At 68.3% G+C, this 24,802-nt stretch carries 24 protein-coding genes; 15 read left to right on the forward strand and 9 right to left on the reverse strand.

The annotated features are described in order from the left end of the window. Positions 1-77 precede the first annotated feature (77 nt). From nadD to AWC24_RS07570, 5 genes are read left to right on the forward strand one after another with little or no spacing between them, the layout of a single operon-like run. Entirely contained in the window at positions 78-755 is a 678-nt protein-coding gene (gene nadD / locus AWC24_RS07550; RefSeq protein ID WP_085083542.1) for a nicotinate-nucleotide adenylyltransferase, read from the forward strand. Next, positions 752-1,138 (forward strand): ribosome silencing factor, encoded by a 387-nt coding sequence (rsfS, locus tag AWC24_RS07555; RefSeq protein ID WP_085083544.1) that lies wholly within the window; start codon positions 752-754, stop codon positions 1,136-1,138. Before nadD ends, rsfS begins: the two co-directional genes overlap by 4 nt. Next, on the forward strand, positions 1,135-1,812 hold the full coding sequence (gene gpgP / locus AWC24_RS07560; RefSeq protein ID WP_085083546.1) for a glucosyl-3-phosphoglycerate phosphatase: 678 nt from the start codon (positions 1,135-1,137) through the stop codon (positions 1,810-1,812). Before rsfS ends, gpgP begins: the two co-directional genes overlap by 4 nt. Beyond that, on the forward strand, positions 1,802-2,551 hold the full coding sequence (gene octT, locus AWC24_RS07565; protein ID WP_085083548.1) for a diglucosylglycerate octanoyltransferase: 750 nt from the start codon (positions 1,802-1,804) through the stop codon (positions 2,549-2,551). Before gpgP ends, octT begins: the two co-directional genes overlap by 11 nt. Next, entirely contained in the window at positions 2,548-3,408 is an 861-nt protein-coding gene (locus AWC24_RS07570; protein ID WP_085083549.1) for a DegV family protein, read from the forward strand. The genes octT and AWC24_RS07570 overlap by 4 nt, the downstream gene beginning before the upstream one ends. 8 nt (positions 3,409-3,416) lie before the next feature. Here the strand turns inward: AWC24_RS07570 and AWC24_RS07575 are convergent, their stop codons facing one another. Next, the gene (locus AWC24_RS07575) at positions 3,417-6,332 is read right to left on the reverse strand and encodes an MMPL/RND family transporter (protein ID WP_085083552.1); all 2,916 of its coding nucleotides are present in this window, start codon (positions 6,330-6,332) and stop codon (positions 3,417-3,419) included. Then, positions 6,329-6,772 carry an MmpS family transport accessory protein gene (locus AWC24_RS07580; RefSeq protein ID WP_085083554.1) on the reverse strand — a complete coding sequence of 148 codons (444 nt, stop codon included), beginning with the start codon at positions 6,770-6,772 and terminating at the stop codon, positions 6,329-6,331. Before AWC24_RS07580 ends, AWC24_RS07575 begins: the two co-directional genes overlap by 4 nt. Positions 6,773-6,991: 219 nt before the next feature. On the opposite strand from AWC24_RS07580, the gene AWC24_RS07585 reads away from it, so the two are divergent. Beyond that, positions 6,992-7,573: a PepSY domain-containing protein gene (locus AWC24_RS07585; RefSeq protein ID WP_085083556.1), complete on the forward strand. Its 582-nt coding sequence runs from the start codon at positions 6,992-6,994 to the stop codon at positions 7,571-7,573. A 17-nt stretch (positions 7,574-7,590) separates the two neighbouring features. On the opposite strand, the gene AWC24_RS07590 is transcribed toward AWC24_RS07585, so the two are convergent. Then, a complete protein-coding gene (locus AWC24_RS07590) occupies positions 7,591-8,646 on the reverse strand; it encodes an NAD(P)H-dependent amine dehydrogenase family protein (protein WP_085083558.1) in 1,056 nt (351 codons plus the stop codon). 65 nt (positions 8,647-8,711) lie between these two features. Here AWC24_RS07590 and AWC24_RS07595 point away from each other — a divergent pair, with 65 nt between their 5' ends. Further along, the gene (locus tag AWC24_RS07595; RefSeq protein WP_407663448.1) at positions 8,712-9,896 is read left to right on the forward strand and encodes an enhanced intracellular survival protein Eis; all 1,185 of its coding nucleotides are present in this window, start codon (positions 8,712-8,714) and stop codon (positions 9,894-9,896) included. Positions 9,897-9,915: 19 nt separating this feature from the next. Here the strand turns inward: AWC24_RS07595 and AWC24_RS07600 are convergent, their stop codons facing one another. Beyond that, on the reverse strand, positions 9,916-11,025 hold the full coding sequence (locus tag AWC24_RS07600; protein ID WP_085083562.1) for an acyl-CoA dehydrogenase family protein: 1,110 nt from the start codon (positions 11,023-11,025) through the stop codon (positions 9,916-9,918). A 14-nt stretch (positions 11,026-11,039) separates the two neighbouring features. Further along, positions 11,040-12,200 (reverse strand): acyl-CoA dehydrogenase family protein, encoded by a 1,161-nt coding sequence (locus tag AWC24_RS07605; protein ID WP_085083564.1) that lies wholly within the window; start codon positions 12,198-12,200, stop codon positions 11,040-11,042. A 109-nt stretch (positions 12,201-12,309) separates the two neighbouring features. On the opposite strand from AWC24_RS07605, the gene AWC24_RS07610 reads away from it, so the two are divergent. From AWC24_RS07610 to holA, 4 genes are all read left to right on the forward strand, one after another. Beyond that, entirely contained in the window at positions 12,310-12,846 is a 537-nt protein-coding gene (locus AWC24_RS07610; RefSeq protein ID WP_085083566.1) for a DUF4352 domain-containing protein, read from the forward strand. Positions 12,847-12,944: 98 nt separating this feature from the next. Continuing rightward, a complete protein-coding gene (locus AWC24_RS07615; RefSeq protein ID WP_085083568.1) occupies positions 12,945-13,808 on the forward strand; it encodes a ComEA family DNA-binding protein in 864 nt (287 codons plus the stop codon). 2 nt (positions 13,809-13,810) lie between these two features. Then, the gene (locus AWC24_RS07620) at positions 13,811-15,373 is read left to right on the forward strand and encodes a ComEC/Rec2 family competence protein (protein ID WP_109560362.1); all 1,563 of its coding nucleotides are present in this window, start codon (positions 13,811-13,813) and stop codon (positions 15,371-15,373) included. Between the two features lie 12 nt (positions 15,374-15,385). Beyond that, positions 15,386-16,348, forward strand: a complete 963-nt coding sequence (gene holA, locus AWC24_RS07625; RefSeq protein WP_085083570.1) for a DNA polymerase III subunit delta — start codon at positions 15,386-15,388, stop codon at positions 16,346-16,348. Between the two features lie 73 nt (positions 16,349-16,421). Here the strand turns inward: holA and rpsT are convergent, their stop codons facing one another. Both rpsT and AWC24_RS07635 read right to left on the reverse strand, forming a co-directional pair. After that, entirely contained in the window at positions 16,422-16,682 is a 261-nt protein-coding gene (rpsT, locus tag AWC24_RS07630; RefSeq protein WP_085083572.1) for a 30S ribosomal protein S20, read from the reverse strand. A 120-nt stretch (positions 16,683-16,802) separates the two neighbouring features. Beyond that, positions 16,803-17,660, reverse strand: a complete 858-nt coding sequence (locus tag AWC24_RS07635) for a ribonuclease Z (RefSeq protein WP_085083574.1) — start codon at positions 17,658-17,660, stop codon at positions 16,803-16,805. A gap of 127 nt (positions 17,661-17,787) precedes the next feature. Here AWC24_RS07635 and AWC24_RS07640 point away from each other — a divergent pair, with 127 nt between their 5' ends. After that, complete coding sequence (locus tag AWC24_RS07640) at positions 17,788-18,216, forward strand: CBS domain-containing protein (protein ID WP_085083576.1); 429 nt, start codon at positions 17,788-17,790, stop codon at positions 18,214-18,216. 22 nt (positions 18,217-18,238) lie between these two features. Here AWC24_RS07640 and AWC24_RS07645 read toward each other — a convergent pair whose 3' ends face one another. Next, complete coding sequence (locus AWC24_RS07645; RefSeq protein WP_085083578.1) at positions 18,239-18,853, reverse strand: type II toxin-antitoxin system PemK/MazF family toxin; 615 nt, start codon at positions 18,851-18,853, stop codon at positions 18,239-18,241. A 401-nt stretch (positions 18,854-19,254) separates the two neighbouring features. On the opposite strand from AWC24_RS07645, the gene AWC24_RS07650 reads away from it, so the two are divergent. The 3 genes from AWC24_RS07650 (at position 19,255) to AWC24_RS07660 (ending at position 22,570) form a co-directional block, all read left to right on the forward strand. Continuing rightward, positions 19,255-19,824, forward strand: coding sequence for a hypothetical protein (locus tag AWC24_RS07650; protein WP_085083580.1), 570 nt, complete (start codon positions 19,255-19,257; stop codon positions 19,822-19,824). A 77-nt stretch (positions 19,825-19,901) separates the two neighbouring features. After that, positions 19,902-21,803: a translation elongation factor 4 gene (gene lepA / locus AWC24_RS07655; protein WP_085083582.1), complete on the forward strand. Its 1,902-nt coding sequence runs from the start codon at positions 19,902-19,904 to the stop codon at positions 21,801-21,803. Between the two features lie 44 nt (positions 21,804-21,847). Beyond that, the gene (locus AWC24_RS07660) at positions 21,848-22,570 is read left to right on the forward strand and encodes a sensor domain-containing protein (protein WP_234807289.1); all 723 of its coding nucleotides are present in this window, start codon (positions 21,848-21,850) and stop codon (positions 22,568-22,570) included. 46 nt (positions 22,571-22,616) lie between these two features. Here AWC24_RS07660 and AWC24_RS07665 read toward each other — a convergent pair whose 3' ends face one another. Then, a complete protein-coding gene (locus AWC24_RS07665) occupies positions 22,617-24,671 on the reverse strand; it encodes a glycoside hydrolase family 15 protein (protein ID WP_085083788.1) in 2,055 nt (684 codons plus the stop codon). Positions 24,672-24,802: the final 131 nt, after the last annotated feature.

The raw sequence follows: 24,802 nt of genomic DNA on the forward strand, positions 1-24,802 counted from the left end.
TTGCCGCGCCAACGGCGCTAACCGGTCGTCGGCCGTCCCGTGATGGCGTTTCTGCTGGTCCAGTAAGCTGGCCAACCATGCAAGTCGGGCTACGCAGGCTGGGGGTGATGGGCGGGACGTTCGATCCCATCCATTACGGCCACTTGGTCGCGGCCAGCGAGGTAGCCCACAAATTCGGGCTGGACGAGGTCGTCTTCGTGCCCAGCGGCCAGCCCTGGCAGAAGGATCGGCACGTGTCGGCGGCCGAGGACCGGTACCTGATGACGGTGATCGCCACCGCCTCCAATCCCCGGTTCTCGGTGAGCCGGGTCGACATCGACCGGGCCGGCCCCACCTACACTCGCGACACGTTGCAAGACCTGCATGCGCTGAACCCCGATTCCGAGCTGTACTTCATCACCGGTGCTGACGCGTTGGCGTCGATACTGTCCTGGCAGGGCTGGGAGGAGTTGTTCGACCTGGCGCGGTTCGTGGGGGTCAGCCGGCCCGGATACGAGCTGCGGCATGACCACATCACCGGTGTGCTGGGCGAACTGGAGGAGCACGCGTTGACCCTGGTGGAGATCCCGGCGCTGGCGATCTCGTCGACCGACTGTCGCGAGCGCGCTGAGCAGCGCCGGCCGCTGTGGTACCTGATGCCCGACGGCGTCGTGCAGTATGTGTCCAAGCGCCGGCTCTACCGCGACTCCGGCGGCCCGGGCGCCAACAAGGCGGTAGGACGATCCACCAGCCTGGCCGCCGGGAACAACGCATGACGGCCACCCCGGAGGCGATCGACATGGCGAGAGTGGCCGCGGTGGCGGCCGCCGCCAAGCTCGCCGACGACGTCGTCGTCATCGACGTCTCCGACCAGTTGGTCATCACCGACTGCTTCGTCATCGCCTCGGCGTCCAACGAACGTCAGGTCAACGCGATCCTCGACGAGGTGGAGGAGAAGATGCGGCTGGCCGGCTACAAGCCGGCGCGCCGCGAAGGCACCCGCGAGGGCCGCTGGACGCTGCTGGACTACGTCGACATCGTCGTGCACATCCAACACCAGGACGAGCGCGACTTCTATGCGCTGGACCGGCTGTGGAAGGACTGCCCCGTGGTGCCGGTCGACCTGACCCCTGAGCCGAACCCGGAGGACGCCTCGTGAGGGTCCGCCGACTGATCCTGTTGCGGCACGGCCAGACCGAGTTCAACGCCGGCAGCCGCATGCAGGGCCAGCTGGACACCGTGCTGAGCGACCTCGGTCGCGCCCAGGCGGAGGCGGCGGCCGAGGTGTTGCGCAAACGCCACCCGTTGCTGATCGTGTCGTCGGATCTGTGGCGCGCCTACGACACCGCCACGGTGCTGGCCGAGCACAACGGGCTGCCGGTCCGGGTCGACACCCGGCTGCGCGAAACGCACCTGGGTGACTGGCAGGGGCTGACCCACGAAGAAGTCGACGCCGCGGCACCGGGCGCGCGGGTGGCGTGGCGCGATAACGCCCGGTGGGCGCCGCACGGCGGGGAGAGCAGGGTGGACGTCGCCGCGCGCAGCGAACCGCTGGTCGCCGAGTTGGTGGCCGGTGAGCCGGCCTGGGGCAGTGCCGACGCCGACCGGCCGGTGGTGCTGGTCGCCCACGGCGGCCTGATCGCCGCGCTGACCGCTGCGCTACTGCGTCTTCCGGTCGAGAACTGGCCGGCGCTGGGCGGGATGGCCAATGCCAGCTGGACCCAGCTCAGCGGGTACTCCGACGACTCCGGCGGTGCCGACGACTTCGCCGATGTGCGATGGCGCCTCGATGTCTGGAACGCCTCAGCGCAGGTGGCCGGCGATGTCCTCTGAACCGCTGCCGCCGGCCGAGAAGCGCCCCGCGCTGCTGATCTTCGCCGACTCGCTGTCGTACTACGGGCCCACCGGTGGGCTGCCGGCCGACGACCCGCGGATCTGGCCGAACCTCGTCGCCGCGCAACTCGGTTGGGACGTCGAGCTGATCGGACGGATCGGTTGGACCAGCCGGGACGTGTGGTGGGCGGCCACCCAGGACCCGCGCGCCTGGGCCGCGCTGCCCCGCGCCGGGGCCGTCATCATCGCCACCAGCGGAATGGACTCGCTGCCCTCGGTGTGGCCGACTGCGCTGCGCGAATTCATCCGGTATGTGCGTCCGCCTCGGCTGCGGCGCTGGGTCCGCGACGGATACGGCTGGCTGCAGCCCCGGCTCTCGCCGCGGGCCCGAGCAGCACTGCCGCCGCAACTGACCGCCGACTATCTCGAGATGACCAGGGGCGCAATCGACTTCAACAGGCCAGGAATCCCGGTCGTGGCCTGCCTGCCGTCGGTCCACATCGCCGACACCTATGGTCGCGCCCACCAGGGGCGGGAGCCGACGGTGCGCGCGATCACGCAGTGGGCACAGCGCCACGACGTCACGCTGGTCGATCTGAAGGTGGCGGTGGCCGACGAGGTCATGAGCGGGCGGGCCAACCCCGATGGCATCCATTGGAACTTCGAAGCGCACCGGGCCGTCGCCGAACTGATGCTCAAGGCCCTGGCCGAGGCGGGCGTCCCCGGATCGGTGGAATGACCGGCCCGGCTGTTGTCGTGGTGACCGATTCGTCGGCGTGCCTGCCCGTGGAAATGCGCGACCGGTGGGGTATCCGCGTGGTGCCGCTGCACATCCTGCTCGACGGCGCTGATCTGCGCGACGGTATCGATGATGTGCCCGAGGACATCTATGCCCGCGACGGTGTCAGCACGGCCGGAACCAATCCCGAGGAACTCACCGACGCCTACCGGGCCGCGCTGGCCGACAGCGGTGGCGCCGGGGTGGTGGCGGTCCACATCTCGGCGGCGTTGTCCGGCACGTTCGGCGCCGCCGAGCACGTCGCCGCCCAGTTCTCCGGTGTCAGGGTCATCGACTCGCGGTCGGCGGCGATGGGCACCGGCTTCGCGGCGCTGGCTGCCGCTCGCGCTGCCGCCGGCGGCGCCGACATCGACGCGGTGGTGGCCGCGGCGGATGCCGCTGTGCAGCGCAGCCGCGCCTATCTGGTCGTGCACCGGCTGGACAACCTGCGCCGCAGCGGCCGGATCGGCAGCGCGGCGGCCTGGCTGGGAACCGCGTTGTCGCTCAAGCCGCTGCTCGCCGTCGATGACGGAAAACTCGTGTTGGCCCAGCGCATCCGCACCGTCGGCAAGGCCGTCACGTCGATGATCGACCGCGTCTGTGAGGTGGTGGGAGATCGGCCGGCCGCACTGGCCGTACATCACGTCGCCAATCCCGACGGGGCCCGGGAGGTCGCCGGTGCATTGGCCGAGCGGTTACCGGCCTGCGCGCCGGCCCTCATCAGCGGGCTGGGATCGACATTGGCGCTACACGTCGGAGCCGGCGCGGTGGCGGTGTGTGTCGACGTCGATCCCACGGCGGGCACCGGCGGGATCTGATCAGGTTCTTACTGCGTGGCGAACCTGTCGGTGTCGGCGGTCGCCGCGGAAGGCGGACGGTGCGCCGCGATCCCGCGGATGTTCTTGTTGGGGCCCCACGGCCGGACCACCTGCGGCCACCAGAACCACTTGCCCAGCAGCGTCGCGATCGACGGCATGAAGAACGCGCGGACCACGAAGGTGTCGAGCAGCAAGCCGATCGCCACGGTGGTGCCGTACATGCCGATCGCCTTGAGATCGGAGAAGAACATGATGCCCATGGTGGCGGCGAAGACCATGCCAGCCGAGGTCACCACGCCACCGCTGCCGGCCATCGCCCGGATATAGCCGGTCTTGAGCCCGGCGTGGATCTCCTCTTCGAACCGGGAGACCAGTAGCAGGTTGTAGTCCGACCCGACCGCCAGTAGCACGATCACCGCCAGCACCAAGGTCACCCAGTAAATGTGTTGGCCGAAGATGTGTTGCCAGATCAGCACGGAGATACCGAAGGACGCGGCGATCGAACTCGATGCGGTGCCCACGATCACCACGGCGGCCACCAGCGAGCGGGTGATCATCATCATGATCAGGAAGATCAGCGTCAATGAGGCCACCACCGCGATCATCAGGTCGTACTTGGCGCCGTTGCTCATGTCCTCGTAGAGGGCGGCCATCCCGCCGACGTAGACCTTGGCGTCCGACAACGACGACTGCTTGAGGGCCTCCTGCGCGGCGATCCGTTCCGGTTCGACGCGCTTGATGCCCTCGGCGGTGGCCGGATAGGTCTGGTGCGTGACGAAGAAGCGCGCCGACTTTCCGTCCGGCGACATGAACAACCGCAGCCCGGTCTGGAAGTCCTTGTTGTCGAACGCTTCTGCGGGAAGGTAGAAGAAGTCGTCGTTCTTCGAGTCGTCGAAGCTCTGGCCCATCATGATCTGGGTGTTGCTCAGATCCTCCATCTGGTTGACGAAGGCCGAGAACGTGGAGTGCACGGTCAACACCAGAGCGCGCATGATCTTCATGGTGTCCACCACGGCGGGCAGCAACTCGACCGCCTGTGGCAGCAGGCGGGCCGTCTTGGTGATGTCGGCGGAGAGGTTGTGCAACTCCTCGGAGAGCTGGTCGACGCCGTCGGTGGTGTCGAAGGTGCTCCGCAGCGCCCAGCACATCGGGATGTCGAAACAGTGCGGTTCCCAGTAGAAGTAGCTGCGCAGCGGTCGGAACTGATCGTCGAAGTCGGCGAGGTGGTCGCGGATGCGGTCGGAGACCTCGACGGTGCGCTGGGTGACCTCGGCGGTGTCTTCGAAGGTGCGGTCAACCTCCTGCAGGTAGCCGTACATCTCGATGAGCAGCGAGATGTCCTTGTCCAGCTGCTGGGAGATCGTGTCGATGTCTTTGATCCGGTCCTTGAGCGTCTTCATGTTCTGCATCATCAGCTGGTTGGCGGCACTGAGCTGGAACGGAATCGAGCTGTGCTGCAGTGGGATCCCCAGTGGGCGGGTGATGTCCTGGATCATCGCGATGCCGTGCACCCGCATGATGTTCTTGGCGACCCGGTCCAGGACCAGCATGTCGGCCGGGTTACGCATGTCGTGGTCGGAGCTCACCATGGTGATGTCCGGGGCCATCCGCGCGGCCGAGAAGTGTTTCTCGGCGGCGGCGTAGGCGACGTTGACCGGGGTCTCCTTCGGCAGGTACAGCCGGTCGTCGTAGCCGGGTTTGAAGCCGGGCAGCGCGACGAGCCCGATCATGATGATGGCCAGGCTGGCCACCGCGATCGGACCGGGCCAGCGCACCACGGAGATCCCCGCGCGGCGCCAGAACCCGCCCGGCTTGGCCGGTTTGGCGTCCAGCAGCCCGAAGCTGGTGACCACGACCAGCAGGGCCGGTCCCAGGGTGAGGGCGGCGGCAACGACGACGAGCATGCCGACCGAGACCGGGATGCCCATGGTGTGGAAGTAGGGCAGCCGGGTGAAGTACAGCACCGCCGACGCCCCGGCGATGGTCAGCCCCGATCCGAGCACGACGGGGGTGACGCTGCGCACGGTGGTGTAGTACGCGTCGACCCGCTCCTCGCCGGCCAGCCGGGCCTCGCGGTAGCGGCCGATGAGGAAGATGCCGTAGTCGGTGCCGGCGGCGATGGCCAGCATCACCATGATGTTGACCGCGAACGTCGTCAGGCCCATGACGTTGTTGAAGCCGAGGACAGCGACGACGCCGCGGGCGCAGATCAGCTCCAGCAGTGTCAGGAAAAGCTGCGTCAGCATCGCGGCGAACGAGCGGAAGACGATCAGCAGCATGATCGCGATCGCGCCGATGGTGAACAGGGTGATCTTCACCAGGCTGGCGTCGCCGATCTCCCGCAGGTCGGCCGTCAGCGCTGCCGGCCCGGCGACGTAGGCCTGCACTCCGGGTGGTGCCGGGGTGTCGTCGATGGCCTTGCGGACCGCCAGCACCGAATCGTTGGCTTCGGTCATGCCCTGGTTGCCGACCAGGTTGAGCATGACGTAGGCCGCCTTGGCATCGGAGCTCTGCACGCCCGCCGCGGTCAGCCGGTCCCGCCAGAAGTCCTGCGCGTGCTCGACGTGGTCGGTGTCGGCGACCAGCTTCGCCACGATCTCGTCGTAGTAGTGGTGGGCGTCGTCACCGAGCTCGTCTTCGCCGACGACGACCATCATCACGGTGCTGTTGGAGTTGTACTCCTGGAAGTTCTCACCGACCAGCTGGCTGGCGATCATCGACGGCGCGTCCACCGGCGCCAGCGGTGCGGAGTGCTCTTCGGAGATCACTTCCAGCTGGGGCACAAGAATGTTCACCAGGACGGTGAACACGATCCAGGCGATGATGATCGGCACCGCGAAGATGCGCAGCATGTGTGCGAAAAACGGTCGTTTGACGTGCGGGTCCTGTTGCTGATCGAGCTGGTTGCGGATGCGTCTGATCATCCGGACTTCACCAGGCAGAAGGTCTGGGCGTTGAGCCCGGTGGCACGCCGCTCGTCGAGCAGCCGGTCATCGATCTTGATCCGGCAGCCGATCTCACCGGAGTTGCCCTGCACGATCATGTTGGCCTGCACGGCGGGAAGCACCGTGGTGACGGTGTAGGACCACGGCAGCGGTACGTCGTTGATCTGGTGGACGTTGGCCTCGGCGTCCCAGTAGTTGATGTCGGCCCTGGTGCCCGGCGGGCCGAATGCCTCGTAGGCGACGTACTTGGGGTTGAACTGCACGATCTCGATACCGGCGCCGGCGTGTGGGTTGAGTTCCTGGGAGGCGAACACCTTGTGCAGTCGCGTGACGATCACGCTGGATACGAAGATGACCACGATGAAGACCAAGGGAATCCAGTACCGCCTGAGTATTCCGCCGATCGGGATCGTCTTCATATCACCGCCTTCCGCTGGTCGATAGTGCGGTCGAACGCCGGCAGCGGACAGATTGTTCCCCGGCTTGGCCGGAAGCGTCGAAGGCTGCCGCAAAAATCGCCCCGGGGCAGCATAACCTTCGATTGGCTAACCATCGCAAGGGGTCGTTTCGAGGCCCGCCGGTTCGTAAGTCACCGGTAGCGCGGCACGGGCGATCAGGCTTCAGTAGCATGGCCGCTGATGCACGGTCTGGTGAATGGCGTCCGATTCGGCGCAGTGGTCATCGTGGCAGCGCTGGCGTTGGCCGGCTGCAGCGGCAGGTCAGGCTCGAAAGCGGCGGAGTCGACCACGCCGCAGGCGTCGTGGTCGGGTCCGGACGCGCCGCCGGATCCGCGCACCCTGCTGCGGGCCGGTGACCTCGCCGTTTCGCAGGTGCCCCAGAGTGTGCTGATCTTCATCGAGAGTCAGTCCAGTGACGCCGGAACCTGGAAGGCGCGGGTGGTCACCTCCGACGGCGCCGAACGGCAACTCAAGATCGGATCCGACGGGGTGGCGGTGTTGGTCGGCCCGACTGCGACCGAGGACAGCGACGCCGACAAGGCCAAGCGCCGCGCCAACGTCGAGGGCGCCCACCTGGACTACCGGGCTGCGGTGAACAGGGTATTGACCGCGGTGCCCAACGGCTCGATCACCGAGCTCAGTCTGCTCGACATGAACGGCACCGTCGTGTGGGATGCCGATGTCTGGGACACCGACCTGATCGAACGCGACGTCACGGTCGACGCGGCGTCGGGGGCGATCACCACCAACCGTCAGGTTTGATTCGGCGGTCTGCCCGCTCAGCGCTCCGCGGCGCGGCCGGTGACCGGCGGCAGATCGGCCAGGGTGACGATGCCCGCTGGGGCGGCGACCACCGCCGGCACCGCGTTGGTCACCGGCATCGCCGTATAGATCGAGCCCAGACCGTTGAGGTTGGGCTCGCTCCAGTCCTTCGGCGGTAGGCAGTTGATGACGGTGCGCATGTTCGGCAGCCCGAACACCTGGATCACGTGGCCGTGCGCCACCGGTTTGGGCGGGGTGACGTGACTGCCCATGATCCAGTTGAACCCCACACTGACGACGTTGCGGTCGCCGGCCCAGCCGCGGTGGTACCCGAAGACACTGCCCACGGTGCCGGCCGGGATCTTCATGAAGCCCAGGTCGCTGTCCCCGGTCGCGGCGGTGAACTGCACGTCGAAGGTCATCTTGTCCAGGTGAGCCCCGATCGCGTCGGCCATCATGGCCGCGGACTCGGCGAACACCTCGCTTTCGAGGCGGACGCTTTCGGCGAGCCCGGGGGTGGCGGGATCCTGGCCGAAACCCATCGCCGCCATGGTGGCCGCGGACTCATAGGTCGAGCAGTCCACCGATTCGGTGATCCGGATCTCGTCGACCCGTTCGCACGCCCCGGACAGCACCATGCCGACCATGTTGGTCAACCCCGGGTGCGCGCCGCTGCCGAACATCGTCGAGTTGCCCGCCCGGCAGGCGTCCTCGATGCGTTCGCGGTCTTGCGGGGTCTGTTTGCCGCCGGTGATCCACGCCGCGGTGGAGCACACGTTGACCCCGGCCTCCAGCAGCCGGACCAATTCGTCGATGCTCGGCCACAGCGGGTTGTAGCAGCAGGCATCCGGGCGCAGCGCGATCAGCGCGTCGATGTCGTCGGTGGCGGTGATCCCGGTGGGGCCCGTCTCGGGGGCGCAACCGGCCAGCTCGGCGGCATCCACGCCGACCTTGTTCTTGCCGTGGGCGTACACCCCGACCAGCTCCATGTCGGGACGACCGATGATGGCGTGCAGCGAGCGCTGCCCGATGTTGCCGGTGGTCCACTGGATGACGCGCAAGGGTCTGTTCATGGCTCACCACCATATTCGGGTGCGGCGAGACGGCCGGTGTGGCACCGTCGGAAGTTGTGACCGGCGTGCACGTGCGTACCGCAACCGACGGCGACTGGGCGGCGATCGTGCTGCTGGAAAACACCGGTTTCGGGACGGTCCACCATCCTGATGACCTTGCCGCCTTCCGGGACCTGGTTCCGGCCGACGGCATGGTGGTGGCCTGCGAGGAGGCCACGGTGATCGGCGTGGCGCTCTATCTCGACCTGCGCCTGACCGTTCCCGGCGGGGCGATTCTGCCGGCCGCCGGAATCAGCGGCGTGGTGGTGGCGCCGACCCATCGCCGGCGCGGGGTGCTGCGGGCGATGTATGACGAGTTGCACCGCCGCATAGCCGCTGCCGGCTATCCGATCGCAGCGCTGACGGCCAGCGAGGGCGGCATCTACGGCCGGTTCGGTTACGGTCCGGCGACCATCGATCACGGGCTGAGCGTGGATCGGCGATTCGCGGTGCTGCACGCCGACGCGCCCGACCCCGGCGGAGTGCGGCTGGTCGAGACCGCCGAATTCGGCGGCGACTTCGCGGCCATCTATGACCGATGGCGCGTCAGCACTCCGGGCGGACTGCTGCGCCCCCAACCGCTCTGGGATGAACTGCTCGCCGACCGGCCGCAGGGGCGGGCCGGCGGGACCGCGTTGTTCGCGCTGCTGCATGCCGACGGTTATGCGCTTTACCGGGTGCACGGTGAGCATCCCAAGACGGCGCGCGTCGAGGAGTTCCGGGCGGTGACCGCCGAGGCGCACGCGGCGCTGTGGCGCGCGCTGCTGGGGCTGGATCTGATGCGGGATGTCGCCATCGGCACCTACCCGGACGATCCGCTGCCGTACCTGCTCACCGACACGCGGCTGGCACGCACCACCGGTCGCAAGGACCACATGTGGTTGCGTGCGATGGATGTCCCGGCCGTGTTGCAGGCCCGTCGCTACGCCGGCGAGCTCTGCGTTGTCCTGCAGTTGAATGACGGATTCCGCAGCGACGGTGGACGATTCGCGCTGACGGTCCGGGACGGACAGGCAAGCTGTGAGCGCACCGAGGAGCCAGCCGACGCCGAGCTGGATCTCGATGTGCTGGCCATGCTGTATCTGGGTGTGCACCGGGCGTCGGTGCTGGCCGGGGCCGGCCGGCTGCGCTGCGACGACGAGGCCGTGGTGCGCCGGCTGGACGCCGCCTTCGTCAGCGACGTCCCGGCTCAGCTGGGCTTCTTCTTCTAGTGTCGCGGAGCGCGTGAGCCTACAGCTTGGCCAGGTCGTAGCTGCCCAGGTTGTCCATCAGCACGTGCAACTGGTCCTGCGACGAGCCCAGGGTGTGCTCGATCGCGGTGAGCCGGGCGGCCAGGTGACCGACCGGGTACTCCCAGGTCACCCCGATTCCGCCGTGCAACTGGATGGCCTCCTGGGCGATGTGCCGCCCGGACCGGCCGATCTGCAGCTTGGTGCGTGCCGCGATCACCGGATCGAGGTTGCCGTCGGCGATCGACATGGTCGCGTAGAGGCTCATGCTGCGGGCCAGTTCCAGCGACACGTACATGTCGGCGGCACGCTGGGTCAGGGTCTGGAAGGTGTTGAGTGTCACCCCGAACTGTTTGCGTGTCTTGAGGTAATCGGTGGTGAGCCGCAGTGCCTCTTCCATCGCGCCGACCGCCTCGGCGCACACCGCCGAGGAGATCCGGATCATCGCGTGCTCGATGGCCCCGGCGGCGTCGATCGCCTCACCGAGCGGGCTGCCGGCCGCATTGTCCAGGTCGATCTGGGCTCCGCGCTGGCCGTCGAAGGTCCGGTAGGGCTGGCGGGTCAGGCCGTCGACATTGCCGTCGACCAGAAACAGCCCGGTCCCACCGTCGGGAAGGGCTGCGCTGACCACCAGTGTGTCGGCGCGTTCTCCGGTCAGAACCGGGTTCTTACGCCCGCTCAGCACCCACGAATCCCCTTGCCGCAGCGCGGTGGTGGAGACCGTCGCGGCCACGCCGCGCATCCCCGGCTCGGTGTGGGCGAATGCCAGGATGTGCTCGCCGGCGGCGACGGCATCGAGCAATTCCCGCTGTTCGGTAGTGCCGCGCTCGGCGATCAACCCGCCCGGCCCGAGCGCTCCGTGGATGACCGGCTCAGGGGCCAGCCGCCGTCCGAGTTCGGTGAGCACGACCATGATCTCCAGCGGACCGGATTCGTCCGGATCGAACCCCAGGCCGAGAATTCCGGTGTCGGCCAGCTGTTTCCACACCTGCGGGTTGAAGCCGGGGTCGGCCTCGATGACGCTGTTGCGGGTCTCGGTGTCGTAGCTCGACAACATCGAACGGGTGGTGTCGCGCAGCAGAACCTGCTCGTCGCTGAGTTGAAAGTCCATGACCGTCGTACCTCCTACAGGCCGAGAATGGTGGAGGCGATGATGGTGCGCTGCACCTCGTTGCTGCCGCCGTAGATCGATGTCTTGCGGTAGTTCAGATAGGTCGGCGCGGCGTGCTGCGCCCACTGCGGTGACGCGATGCCCTCGCCCGCCTCGTAGGGCAGCGCGTCGGGGCCGGCCAGCTCGACGAACAGCTCGGTGACGGCCTGCTGCAGCTGGCTGCCGCGCAGCTTGAGCACCGACGACGCCGGGTTGGGCTTGCCGTCCACCGAGTCGCTCGACACCCGCATCTGGGTGAGTTCCAATGCCAGCAGATCGTTTTCGGTCTCCGCGAGTCGAGCCGCGAACAGCGGGTCATCGAGTGCGCCGAGTTCCTTGGCGAGCTCCTTGACCTCGGCGAGCCGCACTTTGGTGCGGGTCACCCCGGCGATCCCGGTGCGCTCGTTACCGAGCAGGAACTTCGCGTAGGTCCAGCCGTGGTTCTCCTCGCCGACCAGCTGATCAACGGGCACCCGCACATCGGAGAAGAACACCTCGTTGACCTCGTAGCCGCCGTCGATGAGCTTGATCGGCCGCATGGTGACACCCGGCGTGGACACCTCGAACAGCAGGAACGAGATACCGGCCTGCTTCTTGGGCGCCTGCGGGTCGGTGCGCACCAGACAGAAGATCCAGTCGGCGTACTGGCCGAGCGTGGTCCAGGTCTTCTGGCCGTTGACGATATAGCTGTCGCCGTCCCGCACCGCCGTGGTGCGCAGGCTTGCCAGGTCGGAGCCGGCATCGGGTTCGGAAAACCCTTGGCACCACCAGATGTCCAGGTTGGCGGTGGCCGGCAGGAAGCGTTCTTTGATTGCCTGGGAGCCGAATTCGGCGATCACCGGTCCGACCATTTTGGCGTTGAAGGTCAGCGGTTCGGGCACCGACGCCAACTGCATCTCGTCGAGCCAGATCTGGTGCTGGGTCAGCGTCCAGTCCTTGCCGCCCCACGCCGTCGGCCAGTTGGGCACCGCCAGGCCGTGGGCGTTGAGAATCCGCTGGGTGGTGACGATGTCGTCGGGAAAGATCGACTCGCCCCGCCGGCTGCGTTCCCGGATCTCGGCCGGGATCTCGGAGGTGAAAAAGGTACGCAGCTCGTCGCGGAATGCGGATTCTTCGTCGGTGAGTGCCAGTTGCACGGCGGACTCCTGGGTCGGGATGGAAACGCAGACTGGTATGCACACTAATCCGGGCCCGCCGAGGCCGGTCCACAAGGCCGGTATCGTGCGTTTTTGTAGGCTGGACGGCATGAGGCGGTCGTTGTTTGCGCTGTGGGTCGTGTTGTCGGCGGTGTCATGTTCGGCCCAACCGCCCCAGCCGGCCAAGCCCGCCGAACCGGCACCGACGCCGTCGCGGTCGCCGGCCGCCAAACCGGCCGCCCACGTCGGCCAGACGCTGGACCTGATGCGGATCGGTGGGCAGAAGATCGCAGTGACGTTGACCGAGGTCATCGACCCGGCCACCGTCCCCAACGGCTGGGGCGAGGCCGGCAAGACCTACATCGCGACCAAACTGCGGATCGAGAACTCCGGAACGACGACCATCGTAGGCAACAGCAACAGCGATGTCTCGGTGGTCGGTTCGGACGACCACGACTACCGGGCCGATTTCGCCACCGTGACCGAATGCCAGGACTTCGGCTACGGCTGGTTCCTGATCGCGGCCGGTTCGTCGAGCACCGGTTGCGTGGTGTTCGCGCTGCCCGCGGGGGTCAGCGCGACGAAGGTGCGCTACTCACCGTCCTCGGGCATCTCCCAGGACGTCGGCGAGTGGTCGAACCCGTAGCACGGGCTTTCTGCACAGTGCCGCGTTGATCCACAATCGCGGGCCGCTCCCGGCGGCGAACCGGGTGGGCCGCCGGGGCCGGCATCTACCGTCGGTGCATGGCACCAGAACCACCCGGCGAGCGACTGCAGCGGCGGCTCGGCCTGCTGGCCGAACCCGACCGCAGCGATGAGACCCCCGAGCCCGGCGACGATACCGACCCGAACTCGTTGCTGCCGCGCTGGCTGCCCGACACTACTGACACCGGTTGGCTCGCCAAGGTGCGGGCTGATCCGGGCCGCGCCGGTGCGATCGCCCTGGCGGTGATCGCCGCGGTCGCGGTGCTCATCACCGTGTTCACCGTGTTGCGTGACCGGCCCGCGCCGGTGCTCAGCGCCAAACTGCCCCCGGTGGAGATGGTTTCGGCTGCCGGCCCGCACCCCGCGGAGTCATCGGCAGACCCTGCGCCCGTCGCCGATCAGGTGGTGGTCAGCGTGGTGGGTTTGGTCCACAAACCGGGTCTGGCGATGCTGTCACCCGGCTCCCGGATCGCTGATGCGCTCACCGCCGCCGGCGGGGCGCTCGACGGCGCCGACACCATCGGGTTGAACCTGGCCCGCCCGTTGGTCGACGGCGAACAGATCGTGGTCGGTCTGGCGCCGCCGGCCGGGCCGCCGGTACTCGGCAGCTCGGTCGGTGCGGCATCGCCGCCACCGGAGGCTCCCCGCAGCGTCACCGGGCCGACGCCGACGGCGACGGCGACGGCGACCAAACCCGGGCCCAAGGGCAGCGAGCCGGTCAACCTCAACACCGCGACTGTCGAGCAACTCGATGCCCTGCCCGGGGTCGGGCCGGTGACCGCGGCTGCCATCGTGGCGTGGCGGGAAGCCCACGGCAAGTTCGCCGATGTCGACCAACTCGGCGACGTCGACGGAATCGGCCCGGCGCGGCTGGAGAAGCTGCGTGCCCTGGTCCGCGTCTGACGGTGCCCCAGCCACCGGCCCCCGCACCACCGGCGGCCCGGCTGGACATCCGGTTGGTGCCGGCGGCCCTGACCGGCTGGGTGGTCACCGCTGCCGGCATCCGGTGGCAGATCGGCGCCACGCTGGCGGTGCTGTGCGCACTGATCGGTGTCTCGTCGGCGCTGGTGTGGCGGCACGGCGGGCGCACCCGGCGGCCCGGTTTTCGGTTGGCGGGTGCGGCCCTGGCGGCGGCGGCAACGGTGGGGGTGGGGTTCGGCTGGGCCGTCGCGCTGCGCACCGAGTCGCTTACCCACCACCCGATCACCGCGGCGTTCGGCCGCACTGCGCCGGTCACGGTCACCCCCAGCGAGAGCCCACTGCCGGCCGGCGCCCGTCGGCTGATGTTCCGGGCCACCCTGCAGTATCTCGACGGCGCCGAATCCTCGGGCCGGGTAGTGGTTTTCGCGTCCAACATCGAGTTCGGCGACGTGGTGGTGGGCCGGTCGATGGCCTTCCGCGCCAGGATCGCCCGCCCGGGCCGGCGTGACCTGACGGTGGCGGTGCTGACCGCCACCGGCGAGCCGGCGTGGGGCGAACCCGGACTCGTTGCGCGGGCGGCACATCAGGTGCGCGCCCGGTTCGCGGCCGCCGCCGGGCGGGTACTGCCCGGTGAACAGGCCCGGATGCTGCCCGCACTGGTGCTCGGAGATACGACGGCGCTCACCGCCGCGACCGGGCGCGAGTTCCGGGCCGCGGGCCTGACGCACCTGATGGCGGTCTCCGGTGCCAACGTCACCATCGTCTGCGGCGCGGTGTTGTTTTCGGCGCGGCTGGTCGGGCCGCGCGCTGCGGCGGTGTTGGCCGCGGTCGCGCTGGTGGGGTTCGTCATCGTGGTGCAGCCGACGGCCAGCGTGGTGCGGGCGGCGGTGATGGGTGCGATTGCGCTGTTGGGCGTGCTGTCGGCGCGACGGCGGCAGGCAATTCCGAGCCTGGCCACCAGCGTGCTGGTGCTGCTCGCACTGGCCCCGCAGCTGGCCGTCGACGTCGGCTTCGCCCTGTCGGTGGTGGCCACCGCGGCGTTGGTGCTCATCGCGCCGGTCTGGTCGGCTCGGCTGGTGGCGCGCGGCTGGCCGGAGCCGTTGGCTGCCGCGGTGGCCGTGGCCTGGTCGGCGAACCTGGTCACCGCGCCGCTGATCGCCGGGATCTCCGGCCGGCTCAGCCTGGTCAGCACGCTCGCCAACCTGGCGGTCGCGGTGCTCGTCGCGCCCATCACCGTGCTGGGCAGCGCGGCGGCGGCGCTGTGCGGGTGGTGGCCGGCGGGCGCCGAACTGCTGATCCGGTTCACCGGCCCCGAACTGTGGTGGCTGGGCCACGTAGCGCACTGGGCCGCCGGGGTCCCTGCCGCCACCGTGCCCGTGCCGGCCGGGGCGGCCGGGGTGTGCGCCGTCGGCGCCGCCGCGGTGGTGATCGTGCGCTGTTGGCGGTGGCGGTGCTGCCGGCGGATGCTGGCCGCGCTGGTGGTCTGCCTGCTGGCGTGGTCGGCAACGGTGGCGTTGACCGGCTGGGCGGGTGTCGGGGCTGCATGACACGATTGGGCGGTGAGCCAACCGGTTTCGCCGCTACACCTGATCCTCGGTGATGAGGAACTGCTGGTCGAACGGGCCGTCGCGCAGGTGCTGGCGGCGGTGCGGGCCCAGGCCGGCAGTGCCGACATCCCGGTTGACCGGTTGCGGGCCGGCGAGGTTGAGGCCGGCGAACTGGCCGAACTGCTCAGCCCGTCGCTGTTCGCCGATGAACGTGTGGTGGTGCTGGAAGCCGCCGGCGAGGCCGGCAAGGATGCGGTGACTCTCATCGGGGCGACGGCCGCCGATGTTCCGCCGGGCACCGTGCTGGTCGTGGCGCATTCCGGCGGGGGACGCGCCAAGGCGTTGGCCGGGCAGCTGCGGCAGCTCGGTGCGCAGGTGCATCCGTGCGCCCGTATCACCAAGGCCACCGAACGTGCCGACTTCGTGCGCGCCGAGTTCCGCCGGCTCAAGGTCCGGGTTGACGACGCCTGCGTCACGGCGCTGCTCGACGCGGTCGGCTCCGACATCCGCGAGCTCGCCTCGGCCTGCTCGCAGCTGGTCGCCGACACCGGTGGGCATGTCGACGCGGTCGCGGTGCGGCGTTACCACAGCGGGAAAGCCGAAGTGAAGGGCTTCGACGTCGCCGATCGGGCGGTCGTCGGCGATGTCGAAGGTGCCACCGAGGCGCTGCGATGGGCGATGATCCGCGGCGAACCGCACGTGGTGTTGGCCGACGCGCTGGCCGAGGCGATCCACACCATCGCCCGGGTGCGGCCCAAATCCGGTGACCCCTACCGGCTGGCCGGTGAGTTGGGCATGCCGCCCTGGCGGGTGCAGCGGGCACAGAAACAGGCCCGGTATTGGTCGCAGGAGTCGGTCTCCGCCGCGGTGCGGCTGGTGGCGGGCCTCAACGCCGACGTCAAGGGCGCCGCAGCCGATGCCGACTACGCGCTGGAGGCAGCGGTACGCAAGGTCGCCGAGCTGGCCGCCCGCTGAATAGTGCCGCGCAATCGCGAAAGCCCCCGAATTCCGGCTGGAACGGGGGCTTTTGCGATTGCGCGCGAGTGGCTCAGAGCTTGTTGAGGGCCCGTGCCAGCGCCGACTTCTTGTTGGCGGCCTGGTTCTTGTGAATCACGCCCTTGCTGGCGGCCTTGTCGAGCTTGCGGCCGGTCGACACCAACAGCTCGCCGGCCTTCTCCTTGTCGCCGGCCTCGGCGGCCTCGCGGAAGGAGCGGATCGCGGTGCGCACCGCCGACTTCACCGACTGGTTGCGCAGCCGGGCGCGCTCGTTGGTCCGGTTGCGCTTGACCTGCGACTTGATGTTGGCCACGGAGTAATTCCTTCTTAAAAGCTTGAGTTGGGTTCGCCTCCCGACGCGGGGGCAACAGCTGCCCAGGCTACCAGCTGGGCGGTCAACTCCCCAACTTGGCTCGACTGCGCACCGCCGTACTCAGCCGCTCGGGGCCACATCGACCCGGTGCAGGTCGTTGCCGAGCTCGATCGGGCCGTCGAACTCCGCGGCGGCCAGCGCCCGCCACTCTTCCTCCTGCCCGGGGGCGATGGCCGGCACGTAATGGGTCAGGACCAGCGTGCCGACCCCGGCGCGCCGGGCGGTGGCGCCGGCCTGGGCGACCGAGGAGTGGTAGTCGCAGATGTCGCGGATCCGCTGCTGGGGGAGCGCGTCGATGATGTCGCTGCGGATCACGGTGTGAACCAGCGCGCCGGCGCCGGCGGCCAACTCGTCGAGGCTGTCGCAGGGCACGGTGTCCCCGGCCATCACCACCGAGGCGGTTCCCGACGCGTCGGTGTGCTCGATACGGAAGCCGATGGTCGGCGTCACCGGCCGGTGGTCGGTGGGCGCCACCGTGATCCGCACGCCGTCGCGGTCCCAGACCTGGCCGAAGGTGTGCTCGGCCACCTCGACCGGCGGCGGGGCGGTCAGATCGTCGTGGTGGGCGATCCGGTAGCCGATGTCGTGCCCGAACGCCCGCAGCGTCGCCTCCACCACCTCCGCGGTACCCGGTGGCCCGATAATCGGTAACGGCGGCGCGTCGGGGGTGAACGTGGTGACCCACCGGGTGATCAGCACATCGCCCAGGTCGGCGATGTGGTCGCTGTGCAGATGGGTGAGTAGCAGCGCCGAGAGGGCATTGGCGGACCCGCCTGCGGCGGCCAGGCGCTGCAACACCCCGCGGCCACAGTCCACCAGCAGGGTCTGGCCGCCGGCTCGGATCAGGGTCGACGGGCCGGCGCGGTCCGGGTCGGGGATCGGGCTTCCAGTGCCCAGCAGGGTGATTTCGATCGTCATGACGTCACATATGCCACAGAACTCCGTCCGCCGCCGGCTGATCGACAGAGTTTCGGCATCGCCGCCCCGCGACCGGCCGAAATGGCCTAGCCTGGTGTGAAGCAGATCACTGCGGCGGGAGGCTTCGATGCGGATCGCGGATGTATTGCGGAACAAGGGCGCGGCGGTGGTGACCATCCATCCGGATGCCACCGTCATGGAATTGCTGGCGGGATTGGCCGAGCACAACATCGGTGCCATGGTCGTGATCGGAACCGACGGCCTGGAGGGGGTGGCCTCCGAGCGTGACGTGGTACGGCAACTGCAGGTCCACGGCGCCAGCCTGCTGGCCCGGCCGGTGTCGGCGATCATGACCCAGTTGGTGGCGACCTGCACCAAATCCGACACCGCCGACGAGGTCAGCATGCTGATGACCGAGCACCGGGCACGCCACATACCGGTGCTCGAAGACGGCCGGCTGGCCGGGATCGTCAGCATCGGCGACGTCGTCAAATCGCGGATGGAGGAGCTGCAGGCCGAACACGCGCAGTTGCGTTCCTACATCAGCCAGGGTTAGCGGCTCCCGTCCCGGGCAGGGCTCAACTCCACGCGTAATCGCTGCGCAAGCGCGCGGCCACCACGTCGAATACCGTGCGTTCCAGGATGGCGCCCTCGCGCCGGATCGACTCCTCGGGCACGTCGAGCACCCGGTCCAACCGCACCCAGCTGAGCCGGTGCGCCTCATCCCAACTGCCCGCGCCGATGCCCAGCCAGTTCGTGTCCTCGGCGTGGCGCGGCTGGCTGGACAACATCAGTCCCAGCAGCACGCTGCGCTCGCGTCCGACGACCAGCACCGGCCGGTCCTTCCCCTGGCCCGGATCGTCCTCGTAGGCCACCCACGTCCAGACGATCTCGCCCGGGTCGGCTCGGCCGTTGAGATCGGGCGCGTAGACCAGGCGACGTGCCCGGTGCGCGGTGGGGACGCTGCTGTCGGTGACGGGCCGGCCGGCCGGGATCGCCGGCGACGGGTCCGACGCCGTGCCGGTCAGCACTTCCAGGCCGATCTTGATGCCCTGTTCGATGCCCCGCTGGATGCGCTGCTGCACCTGCGGCGCCTGCTCGAGTTGGCGGATGAACCGTGGAGCCTCGTTGAACACCAGGTTCTCCGCGAATCGCTGCATCGTCTGCCAGGGAGTCTTCCGCGGGGAAGCCATGTTCGCAGCATAGGCGAAACCGGGTGGGGCGCCGGTTTGCCGAGTTCGGCACCTTGACGCTCGGTCCGCTGATCGTCGCAGCGATCCGGAGAACCTGGCCGGAAACTGAGCGCCGGTCGCCTCGCGGGTCGGCCGGCCCGACGGATCGGGACGGCGGGCGACGGCTGGAATGTGACGCGTTGACTTAGACCTGCTAAGAAGCGGTGGACATGAAGGCGTTCATGCTGTTTACCTGGGGAAAAGCCCTTAAAAGCCTCGCCGGTACACAGCTATGTGAACGAGTAGTTGTGCTCAATCACAGGTAGCTGTTAGATTTGACGAGCTTGCAGCGGACGGTGCTGGGGGGCATCCGGCGGTAGCAAATTGCACGCCGGCTGACATCGTGAAAGGCATTTAGGGCTATGAACATTCGCAAGATCGGCGTGGTGGGGGCATTCGCAGCGGGGGCGGCATTCGCGATGGCGCCGTTGGCGGCCGCGGACCCGGGCGACGCACCCGACTTCAGCAACATCCTGCTGGGCCAGGTGCAGTCGATGAACTGGCTGTTCGGCAGCCAGGCCACGGCGTCGGGGGTAGAAGGCGACCTGATCAACGCCGGCGACCCGACTCTCGAGGACCCGCTGTCGTTCAGCACCATCTCCGCTGACGACTTGACGGACAACCCGGCGTTCGCGGCGATGCTGTTCGGCCCGAACTGGGAAGCGGAGATGTCCAGCGACCCGGGCTCCTACAGCCTGTTCAACGGCGCGCTGACCCAGTTCTACGACGCCAGCAACGTGCTGACGTACGCGCTGATGACCGGCGGCGGCGAGATCGACGTCGCAGACGCCGGCGACTACCTGTTCGGCTCCGACACCGCGATCGCAGAGAGCCTGGAGGGCGACGGCTTCTTCGCCGACTTCGGCAACTTCTTCAACGCGGGCATGGCCGACCTGTTCGGGTACTTCGGATTGGGCATGCTCGATATGTGATCGTCGCCCCAGAGCGCAAACCCCCGGAGGTGCCGCCGCCTCCGGGGGTTTCGTTTTGAGGCAGTCGCCTCGCTACCCTGACAGGACAGTGCGCATGCCCGCCACACCACCCGCTTCACCAGGAGATTCCCATCAGCAGCTTCGCCGACCAGACCTTCACCGCGCCGGCGCAGATACGGAACTTCTGCATCATCGCCCACATCGACCACGGCAAGTCCACCCTGGCCGACCGGATGCTGCAGCTGACCGGCGTCGTCGACGACCGGTCGATGCGCGCCCAGTATCTGGACCGGATGGACATCGAGCGGGAACGCGGCATCACCATCAAGGCACAGAATGTGCGGCTGCCGTGGGAGGTCGACGGTGAACAGTTCGTCCTGCACCTGATCGACACCCCCGGCCACGTCGACTTCACCTACGAGGTGTCGCGGGCGCTGGAGGCCTGCGAGGGCGCCATCCTGCTGGTCGACGCCGCCCAGGGCATCGAGGCACAGACCCTGGCGAACCTGTACCTGGCGCTCGACCGTGACCTGACCGTCATCCCGGTGCTCAACAAGATCGACCTGCCCGCCGCCGACCCGGAACGCTACGCCGCCGAACTGGCCCACATCATCGGTTGCGAACCCGACGACGTGCTCAAGGTGTCCGGCAAGACCGGCGAAGGGGTGGCCGCCCTGCTCGACGAGGTCGTCAAACAGATGCCTTCGCCCACCGGCGACGCCGATGCGCCCGCACGGGCGATGATCTTCGACTCCGTCTACGACATCTACCGCGGTGTGGTCACCTACGTCCGCGTCGTCGACGGCAAGATCATGCCGCGCGAGAAGATCGCGATGATGTCCACCGGCGCCACCCACGAGTTGCTGGAAGTCGGCATCGTCTCCCCGGAACCCAAAGCCACCAAGGGGCTCGGCGTCGGGGAGGTCGGCTACCTGATCACCGGGGTGAAAGACGTGCGCCAATCCAAGGTCGGCGACACCGTCACCACCGCGCGGGGCGGCGCCACCGAGGCGCTCACCGGCTACCGCGAGCCCAAGCCGATGGTCTACTCCGGGTTGTATCCGGTGGACGGCTCGGACTACCCGAACCTGCGTGACGCGCTGGACAAACTGCAGCTCAACGACGCCGCCCTGACCTATGAGCCGGAGACCTCGGTGGCGCTGGGTTTCGGCTTCCGCTGCGGCTTCCTGGGGCTGCTGCACATGGAGATCACCCGGGAGCGCCTCGAGCGCGAATTCGACCTCGATCTGATCTCCACCTCGCCCAACGTCGTCTACCGGGTGATTCGCGAAGATGACACCGAGGTGGTCGTCACCAACCCGTCGGACTGGCCGGAAGGCAAGATCCGCAACGTCTTCGAGCCGGTCGTCAAGACCACGATCATTGCGCCGAGCGAATTCGTCGGCACCATCATGGAACTGTGCCAGTCCCGGCGCGGGGAACTGGGCGGCATGGACTACCTGTCGCCGGAACGCGTCGAGCTGCGCTACACGATGCCGTTGGGCGAGATCATCTTCGACTTCTTCGACTCGCTGAAGTCACGCACCCGCGGCTACGCCAGCCTGGACTATGAGGAGGCCGGCGAACAGGAGGCCGATCTGGTCAAGGTGGACATCCTCCTCCAAGGCGAGGCGGTGGACGCATTCAGCGCGATCGTGCACAAGGACTCGGCGTCGGCGTACGGAAACAAGATGACCACCAAACTCAAGGAGCTGATTCCGCGCCAGCAGTTCGAGGTGCCGGTGCAGGCCGCGATCGGCTCGAAAATCATTGCCCGCGAGAACATTCGGGCCATCCGGAAGGACGTGTTGTCCAAGTGCTACGGCGGTGACATCAGCCGTAAGCGCAAGCTGCTGGAGAAGCAGAAGGAAGGCAAGAAGCGGATGAAGACCATCGGCCGGGTCGACGTGCCGCAAGAGGCGTTCGTCGCGGCACTGTCCACCGATGGCGGCGGAGCCGGGGAAAAGGCCAAGAAATAGTGGCCGGTGCGGCGAGCAGAACCGCTGCCGGTGCGGCGGCGCTGGTGCTCCTGGCGAGTGGATGCACCACGGTGGTCAGCGGAACCGTCAGGCCGGCACCGGGATTGGCGCCCACGCCGGTGACCGGAATCGCGGTCCGGCAGGTGTTGCTCGACGACGCGGAGCTGTCGAAGCTGGTCGGTCAGCCCTTCCGCAGCGACCCCTCGCTGCCGCCACGGTTCGGCGGCGTCGACAGCCTGCCCGATGCCTGGGACACCGCGAGGCCGGAAGAGTGCGTCGGCGCTGCGGTGGGCGGACAGAAAGCGGTCTACGAATCCGCCGGAGTGCAGGATGTCGCCCACGAATTCTGGGACAGCGCCCCCACCAGCGGCGACTCGCCGCTGACCGGGGTCGGTGAGGCGGTGATCGCATTGGCCACCCCCGCCGAGGCCGACGCACTCTTCGAGAAGTTCACCGAGCGATGGGGCGGCTGCGACGGGGTCACCGTGATCCGCGGCGACGAGGACAGCGGCGAGGCCAGCGGCGAGATCATCGACGTCTCCATCGGCGAGACGGTCCTGACCGCCACCGTCCGGACCACGGTGGACGGCGAGGTGGGCCTGCGGGTGTCCCGCGCCGTGGCGGTCCTGGTGAACTGCATCATCGACGTCGACGTGTTCTGGTTCGTCGGTGAAGACGATCATGCCGACGCTCCGCCGCCGGGGGACACCACCGCAGCCGACCTGGCCAGGGCGATGCTGGACAAGGTCCGCAACCTGAGCGGCTGACCCGGGCACCCCGCCCCTCGCGTCTGCTCGCGCAGAAGAACGGCCCCTAGTTGGGTGCGTTCGCGGGCTGGAAGCCACCGGTGGAGTCGGCCTCCTCTTCGGCGCGGATCACGTGCACCACGGCGTTGATCAGCGCCAGGTGGGTGAACGCCTGCGGGAAGTTGCCCAGGTGCCGACCGGTGCGCGGCTCGATCTCCTCGGCGTAGAGATGCAACGGACTGGCGAACGACAGCAGTCGCTCACACAGATGCTTGGCCTGGCTGACCTCACCGATCTCCACCAGCGCCGAGACCAGCCAGAACGAGCAGATCGTGAAGGTGCCCTCGGCGCCGGCCAGTCCGTCGTCGGTCTCCTCGGTCCGATAGCGCAGCACCAGGCCGTCCTCGGTGAGTTCCTCGGCGATCGCCATCACGGTGGCACGCACCCGCGGATCGTCGGCCGGCAAGAACCGGGTGAGCACCACCAGCAGCAGCGAGGCGTCCAGCGCGTCGCTGCCGTAACTCTGCGTCAGCACCCCGCGCGAATCCACCCCGTTGGCCAGCACATCGGCCTTGATCTCCTCGGCGATCACCCGCCACTGCCGGGCGTAGGACACCTCGCCCTGCAACTCGGCCAGCTTCGAGCCGCGATCCAGCGCCACCCAGCACATCACCTTCGACGAGGTGAAGTGCTGCGGTTCGCCGCGCACCTCCCAGATCCCGCGATCAGGCTCGCGCCAGTGGTCGATCGCCTCCTCCACCTGACGTTTGAGCACCGGCCACAGGGTTTCGGGGATCTGTTCGCGGGACTTGGCGTGCAGATACACCGAGTCCAGCATGGTGCCCCAGATATCGTGCTGGCACTGGTTGTAGGCGCCATTGCCGATCCGCACCGGGCGGGCGTTGTCGTAGCCGGACAGGTGCTCCAGCTCCTCTTCGGCGAGTTCGTGTTCCCCGCCGACGCCGTACATCACCTGCAGCGGACGCTGCTGTCCGTTGTTGCCGCCGGACACGTCGGCGATGAACGAGAAGAAATCGTCGGCCTCACGGTCCAGTCCCAGGGTGTAGAGCCCCCACAATGCGAACGTCGAATCGCGCACCCAGGCGTAGCGGTAATCCCAATTGCGTTCGCCCTGCGGGGTTTCCGGTAGCGACGTGGTGGCTGCGGCCAACAGGGCGCCGGTCGGCGAATAGGTCAGCCCCTTCAGGGTCAGTGCGCTGCGCTGCAGGTAGACCCGCCACGGATGGTCGGGGAAGTTGCCGATGTTGATCCACTGCCGCCAGCACTCGGTGGTGTTCCACATCTTGTCGGCGGCCTCGGCGTAGGTCTGCGGGGCAGGATGTTTGGACCAACTCAGCGCCACGAACACGTCGTCGCCCTCGGTCAGCCGGGTGCGGGCCCGTGCCTCCCGGCCCTCCAGGCCCAGCCGCAGATTCGTCGTCAACCGCAAGGTCGGGTGGGCGTCGGGGTTCTGGCGGGCCCGCGCGATCGCCTCGCCGTAGGCGTTGGACGAGTACTCCCAGGTGGCGCTGGTGCGGTGATAGTCGAAAGCCGGCTCGCAGCTCATGGTCAACTCGACGGTGCCGCTGACGCAGCGCACCGTGCGCAACAAGATGTGCTCGGCGTCCCAGTCGGTGGGGGTGCGCCGGTGGGTCTGCGAACGCGCCTCGATGTCGTGCCACTTGCCCATCACCAGCGCGTCGCGCACGATCAGCCAGCCGGTGTGGGTCTGCCAGGTGGTCTCCATGATGGGACTGCCGGGCAGGTAACGCCGCGCCGCGGGCACCGCAACCCCGTAGGGCCCGAGCCGAAAGTGCCCGGCGCTGCGGTCCAGGATCGACCCGAAGACGCTGGGGGAGTCGGGTCGCGGCACACACATCCACTCCACCGAGCCGGCCGCCGAGATCAGACAGTTCGTTTCGCAGTCCGACAGAAACGCGTAGTCGGCGATCGGTGGAAACGAGTTGCGTACCTGTCCCGGCGCCGCCGAATAGGGGACCGGCGCGGTGGCCGACAGTGGCGGAGTCGCCTTGGTGGCGGCGGCACGGCCGTCGGAGGCGTTTGCGGTGACTTCGGGAGCGGTCTTGTCGGGTGCATCGCCCGGCGGGGTATGCAGGACCATTCCGACATCATCTCTGGCGGTCTGCCGTGAGTCCACCTGACCCACCGCTTCTTGGCGATCGCCGCCGGGCCTGATGGCGACGATCCGCTTCGCCCGGCTTCGCCGCGCTCGCGATCGCCGCTAAGGTGGGC

It is taken from the genome of Mycolicibacter senuensis (genome assembly GCF_002101885.1).
In the GTDB taxonomy this organism is placed as follows: domain Bacteria; phylum Actinomycetota; class Actinomycetes; order Mycobacteriales; family Mycobacteriaceae; genus Mycobacterium; species Mycobacterium senuense.

Excerpts from the sequence above, each read along its gene's own strand:
- nadD (WP_085083542.1), top strand. The coding sequence starts at position 78 with ATGCAAGTCGGGCTACGCAGGCTGGGGGTGATGGGCGGGACGTTCGAT.
- rsfS (WP_085083544.1), top strand. The coding sequence starts at position 752 with ATGACGGCCACCCCGGAGGCGATCGACATGGCGAGAGTGGCCGCGGTG.
- octT (WP_085083548.1), top strand. The coding sequence starts at position 1,802 with ATGTCCTCTGAACCGCTGCCGCCGGCCGAGAAGCGCCCCGCGCTGCTG.
- AWC24_RS07570 (WP_085083549.1), top strand. The coding sequence starts at position 2,548 with ATGACCGGCCCGGCTGTTGTCGTGGTGACCGATTCGTCGGCGTGCCTG.
- AWC24_RS07575 (WP_085083552.1), bottom strand. The coding sequence starts at position 6,332 with ATGATCAGACGCATCCGCAACCAGCTCGATCAGCAACAGGACCCGCAC.
- AWC24_RS07580 (WP_085083554.1), bottom strand. The coding sequence starts at position 6,772 with ATGAAGACGATCCCGATCGGCGGAATACTCAGGCGGTACTGGATTCCC.
- AWC24_RS07585 (WP_085083556.1), top strand. The coding sequence starts at position 6,992 with ATGCACGGTCTGGTGAATGGCGTCCGATTCGGCGCAGTGGTCATCGTG.
- AWC24_RS07590 (WP_085083558.1), bottom strand. The coding sequence starts at position 8,646 with ATGAACAGACCCTTGCGCGTCATCCAGTGGACCACCGGCAACATCGGG.
- AWC24_RS07600 (WP_085083562.1), bottom strand. The coding sequence starts at position 11,025 with ATGGACTTTCAACTCAGCGACGAGCAGGTTCTGCTGCGCGACACCACC.
- AWC24_RS07610 (WP_085083566.1), top strand. The coding sequence starts at position 12,310 with ATGAGGCGGTCGTTGTTTGCGCTGTGGGTCGTGTTGTCGGCGGTGTCA.
- AWC24_RS07615 (WP_085083568.1), top strand. The coding sequence starts at position 12,945 with ATGGCACCAGAACCACCCGGCGAGCGACTGCAGCGGCGGCTCGGCCTG.
- AWC24_RS07635 (WP_085083574.1), bottom strand. The coding sequence starts at position 17,660 with ATGACGATCGAAATCACCCTGCTGGGCACTGGAAGCCCGATCCCCGAC.
- AWC24_RS07640 (WP_085083576.1), top strand. The coding sequence starts at position 17,788 with ATGCGGATCGCGGATGTATTGCGGAACAAGGGCGCGGCGGTGGTGACC.
- AWC24_RS07645 (WP_085083578.1), bottom strand. The coding sequence starts at position 18,853 with ATGGCTTCCCCGCGGAAGACTCCCTGGCAGACGATGCAGCGATTCGCG.
- AWC24_RS07650 (WP_085083580.1), top strand. The coding sequence starts at position 19,255 with ATGAACATTCGCAAGATCGGCGTGGTGGGGGCATTCGCAGCGGGGGCG.
- AWC24_RS07665 (WP_085083788.1), bottom strand. The coding sequence starts at position 24,671 with ATGGTCCTGCATACCCCGCCGGGCGATGCACCCGACAAGACCGCTCCC.